Genomic DNA, 2098 nt, shown 5'->3' with positions numbered 1-2098 from the left:
CGATAATTTCATAGAGAGGGAGGCACCGCAGCTCGTCAAGCACTTTGAAAATCGTATCGTCTTCACTCATGAAGCTTATAATGGCAGCGACTTTCTTATCTGTGGGGAGTGAGATCGTGCGCACATATTTTTCTCTCGCTTTCTCGCAAAATCCTTTATAAAACTTTCGCGATGCGGCTTCATGCAGCGTTTCCCTTAAATCCCTCGGGAGGTGCGGCTTCCAGAGATTCCAATCTCGATTCATCGCGAATTTTGCTGTTTCCGAACCTCTGTTTTCCTTCTTGAAAATGGAGCCGCAGCGGCGTCCGGCCCGGTAGGCTATTCTACGCCATTTTTTCAAAATGTACTGTTTCCGTTTCAATTTTATATTCACAGCCCTCATAGATGCTTCACTAGCTCTCTTAGACGACCTGTGTCCGTCATTCCATCACGCTGATCGGTTTTGTCCAAGACATAACGTATAGCCTCCAGATGATCCCCAATGATTAACTCTTTTAACGGATCCTTCGGACCTCTGCGTTTACGCGGGTTCGTTTTACCCACGTCAAAATAATGGACCGCCTCGATCATCAAACCTTCGTTGGCGGCTATAGCCTGCGCTTTCGGCGGAACCGCTAGATTTTCCGCTCCGATTTTCATTACAGCCCTTCGGCTTAACGCATGGGGAATAGCTGTTAAGGATGCACCCTTTAGATGCTGCAACGACAAAATATGATTTAATGTATATTTGGCAAGAACAACACTGTGCACTTTTTTCTTTTCCAACGAGCCGTTATATTTGTTTAAGGCGACATCAACACCATTTTTCACAGCGCGTACGAGACGCTTCATAGAAGATGCTGTGAAGATGATGTCTCCGTCAAGGAAAAGGAGAATATTTCCAACCGCCGCTTTAGCCCCCACACTTCTTCCGACATCGTGTCCCAGAGGGTCTTTAAAGGTAATGACCCGTGCCCCCATTTTTTTAGCCAAGCGATCGGAGCCATCCCTCGATCCGTTCGCCACAACGATGATTTCTGTTTTTGGATGAACCTTTCGAGCGTTGGAAATGATTCTGGCAAGCCTCCGTCCTTCGTTCATTACGGGTATGATAACGGAAACCTCAGGGTCTAAGGAATTAAGGATAAACTGCGGATGGGCTATTTTTGGCTCCTTTGCGATCCTGCCTCTTTTCGATAACGCCACAAGTGCCACCTCCAAGATAAGCCTTTCTCACTAACATAGTATGTCCCTGAGGAACATGTGCAACGGCATGAGTACATGTCATGTACAAATGGCTTGAAAACAGATAAAACGCCTGCTTTTAAGCAGGCGTTATCACTAAATGTCTATATGAGTTTGTGTAAAATATTCGCATAATGCGAAAGTCTGCTGGAAGATGGAAGCTCAATATGACCATGATATTTTTTTCCGTATTTCCTTAGAGCACGGATAAGAGGATACGGAATAAGCAGCAGCATATACAATAAATGCCGATCCTCAACCGAAAGCGAACGCTTCCGCTCATATTCTTCGACTCCATTTAATATCATTTCTCCGTCCCAAGGGTAGTTTCGGTACAAAATATGGGCCAAATCTGTCATTCTAACGTTCATAGACGCATTCTCAAGATCAATGAGATGAAGATGACGGGAATGATCCATGACCACGTTAGGAAAATTATAGTCCCCGTGGCAAAAAGCCCCCGCTGCCCGTTCACTTTCTATAGCTCTAATAACAGCCTGCTTATGGCCGTAGGCCTCCGCCTGATCACAAAGATCGATAAAACGTTCAAGCCCCACATACTTACGGATCTCCGAGCGGTACTCAGCAGGAAGCCTGTAGGACTGTTCATAGCGGATTCTTCTTTCGGGTACTTTGTCAGCGGAGAATCCTTCCGCATGGAGATGAAATTTCGCCAGCGTGCGGAACGTTTTCATTAGTTCGGATTTGCGGGGAAAATCCGGTGAACGGCCCTTTACCCAATTGGTCAGAAGCCAATATTGGTTCCTGTGGAATGTCCATAAATTATTATTAAGACCATCCACAGGTTTAGGAGCATAACGGTAACCCTTTTGATCAAGGTACACGAAAAGCTCTCTGATGAAAGCAACTTCAT

At 45.5% G+C, this 2098-nt stretch carries 2 protein-coding genes and 1 pseudogene; all 3 read right to left on the bottom strand.

The features are described 5' to 3' along the window. Positions 1 to 361: pseudogene (locus GC098_RS10565) on the bottom strand (hypothetical protein); the annotation flags it as partial. Between the two features lie 17 nt (positions 362 to 378). After that, a complete protein-coding gene (locus tag GC098_RS10560; RefSeq protein WP_312880042.1) occupies positions 379 to 1185 on the bottom strand; it encodes a glycosyltransferase family 2 protein in 807 nt (268 codons plus the stop codon). A 143-nt stretch (positions 1186 to 1328) separates the two neighbouring features. Next, a partial coding sequence (locus GC098_RS10555) for a phosphotransferase (RefSeq protein WP_171643130.1) occupies positions 1329 to 2098 on the bottom strand: 770 nt, incomplete at its 5' end.

This window comes from Paenibacillus phytorum (genome assembly GCF_013141715.1).
Taxonomy (GTDB): domain Bacteria; phylum Bacillota; class Bacilli; order Paenibacillales; family NBRC-103111; genus Paenibacillus_E; species Paenibacillus_E phytorum.
This window is presented reverse-complemented; position numbering and strand designations above follow the sequence as displayed.